The sequence below is a fragment of the Borrelia persica No12 genome, assembly GCF_000500045.1.
Classification (GTDB): Bacteria; Spirochaetota; Spirochaetia; order Borreliales; family Borreliaceae; genus Borrelia; species Borrelia persica.
This window is the reverse complement of sequence record NZ_AYOT01000112.1, coordinates 1-2,478: the sequence shown is the minus strand read 5'-3', so window position 1 is coordinate 2,478 and position 2,478 is coordinate 1. Positions and strand designations below refer to the sequence as shown.

The window sequence follows — 2,478 nt, the reverse complement described above, 5'->3', positions numbered from 1 at the left end:
CGCCATCAAGCACAAGTTAAACGTTAAAAAATATTTAAAAAGATTTGAATCACCACCAATACAAAATCGACCTAAATCATTTCTATAGATTGCGTTTAATTTCCTTGTATTATCTCTTTCTTCATTTAATAATACATTTAATGGACTACTAATTATTTCTGCTCTTACTCTATTACGAGCAGAAAAACTTAATTTCCTATAATCAGGAACATACTTCGAAAAAAACTGCTCTTCATCAAATACTACTCTTTCCCAAGGAGGATTCCCGATTACAATGTGAAATCCATCTTGAACATCAGGAAATTCTATACCATAATGAAAAAATCTATAATATTCGCTTATTTTTTTAACTTCTTCTATTATTTTTTGATTTTCATCAGTAATTTTTTGATTTACAATATTTTGTATCAATCCTATGACTATATAGACATCAAGATATATCTCCTGATCAAATTTAATCGATTTTGTTAAATGCAATTCATAGATTTTGATTAATGAAAAAATTAATCTTAATGAATTCTTGATCTCATCATCAATGTCATGAATCCTGTTATAGACATCTTTCACGATCCCCACAACTTTATTAATCAAAATGCTCCACAAGGATACATTTTTTTGAAATTTTTCTTCTAAAACAGTAAAAAATCCACCCTTTGTATACCCAATCAAAGCATTGCCTACTTTTATATTATTGTTGATAAAGCTCACAGACCTACCTAAAATAAAAGTATCTATCCAAAGATTCATTTTTGTAATGTTAATAGCAATATCACTAATATCAACACCATAAATGCATTTTTTCAATAAAATCCTTTTTAAAACTAATTTCTTATCTAAATCGCAAATTCCATGTTTTCTAATTTCATTCAGAGTAATTTCATATTCTTGTTCAAGTAAATCTTTGACATCATCAAACTTATCTATTTCAGACCATACTTTTTCTGTCAGATAATGAAGACTAGAAAGCAAAAAATAACCTGCTCCACATGAATTATCAATAATCTTAAGATCCAAGGGAGAAACATTTTGACTAAGCTGATGCTCAATAGCAGCAATAGACATAAATTCTGTCAAATCATCAGGAGTATAATATGAACCACTTTTTTTTCTATCAAGGGATCGTGATGTTAGATAAATATCTCCCTTATTATAAGTAAAAAAATTAAATTGCCTAGATTGACTCATTTAGATCTCATTATTTACTGATTTGCAAAGACAACAATTTTGTCGTCATATGTACAAAGTAAACACATATCATCCTCTATTTTTTACACGAATACAATCAAGTTTTTTTGCAAAACGTAAACTTAAAGACTCAGCTCTTTCCTGAATTTTTTGAATTTCCTGATTTTCTCTCTCTTCTATGTATGCAATCCAATCGCCAATAGTTTTACCTTTGCCATACTTTTCTTCAAACTCACTAAGCTCTTTATACAGAACTAACAGATCGTGAAATTTTTGACAATTCATTTATTATCCCTAATTAACTAACTTTTTTTACACAGTATGCCCCATTCTCAAAAACATGATGAAGAGTATATTCAGCTATCCTCAAATCATATTGAAGCAAATCCTCGTAAATTTCTCCAAAAATTCTAGTATCAAGTTGAGCATAATTAACAAATTTACCAACCAAAGCATTTTCTTCATTAAAGAATAATAATTTAACCAAAATTTCCCTAAGTTCATCTTTACTCAATAATTTACTATTATTTAAATAACGTATCTTTTTTGGAGAAAAAATACCACCAGCAAACATAGGTAATTCACAATTTTCATTTCCATTCTCTAACAAATCGAAAATTTGTATTAACTTACTATATCCCTCATATCCACTTACTACTTTATCATAAAAATAATACCTGAAAGATACATGAGTTCTATATGCAACATGATTTCTCAGTATATCATCAAACACAGACTCAAAATATGTAATAAAAAAATATCCTAAAAACAAATATAAGTGATTCTTCTAGAATATGACCAAGATCTTCGGTAGTAACTTGTGGATTAGAATTAAATTCTTTCTCATATATACTTTTTGCAATACTAAACAAAATAGAATCATAAGGTTTCCCGTAAAGAATCTCTTTTACAGCTTTTTTAAGCATAGCCGCATCATCAACTTTAGTACACATATCATATAATTATATCTCTAAAAAAAACACAAATCAAAACAACTTTCTACAAAGTTACATAATACATTATTAGTATTGCTGTGTAAAAAATAACACCAATTAAACATAATAGTATTGACATGAAGATAAACATAACGACATACAATTAAACAAAAATAATCAACAAAACTCTCAACAAATTCAACTAAATTAACTTGTGATTAAATAGTGGAAACAACTTAATACAAAGTAATTATGCATATTATGAAATAACAAAATATTTTCCCAACATCACAAACACTTGTGCTACAAAATATGACACAGCAAGAGTAGCAATAACCGTCAAAGATGAAACTAACTG

General features: G+C 27.6%; 4 protein-coding genes. All 4 read right to left on the bottom strand.

Going from position 1 to position 2,478, the window contains the following annotated elements; all coding sequences use genetic code 11:
* On the bottom strand, nt 1-1,185 hold a 1,185-nt coding region (locus U881_RS0102330), incomplete at its 3' end, for an Eco57I restriction-modification methylase domain-containing protein (RefSeq protein ID WP_024653112.1).
* Between the two features lie 69 nt (nt 1,186-1,254).
* Nucleotides 1,255-1,470, bottom strand: coding sequence for a hypothetical protein (locus U881_RS0102325; RefSeq protein ID WP_024653111.1), 216 nt, complete (start codon nt 1,468-1,470; stop codon nt 1,255-1,257).
* 13 nt (nt 1,471-1,483) lie between these two features.
* Complete coding sequence (locus U881_RS0102320) at nt 1,484-1,957, bottom strand: hypothetical protein (protein WP_024653110.1); 474 nt, start codon at nt 1,955-1,957, stop codon at nt 1,484-1,486.
* On the bottom strand, nt 1,923-2,138 hold the full coding sequence (locus U881_RS0102315; RefSeq protein WP_024653109.1) for a hypothetical protein: 216 nt from the start codon (nt 2,136-2,138) through the stop codon (nt 1,923-1,925). The genes U881_RS0102320 and U881_RS0102315 overlap by 35 nt, the downstream gene beginning before the upstream one ends.
* Nucleotides 2,139-2,478: the final 340 nt, after the last annotated feature.

Bases quoted from the DNA above. Each gene is read 5' to 3' on its own strand.
- U881_RS0102315 (WP_024653109.1), bottom strand. From the start codon at position 2,138: ATGTGTACTAAAGTTGATGATGCGGCTATGCTTAAAAAAGCTGTAAAA.
- U881_RS0102325 (WP_024653111.1), bottom strand. From the start codon at position 1,470: ATGAATTGTCAAAAATTTCACGATCTGTTAGTTCTGTATAAAGAGCTT.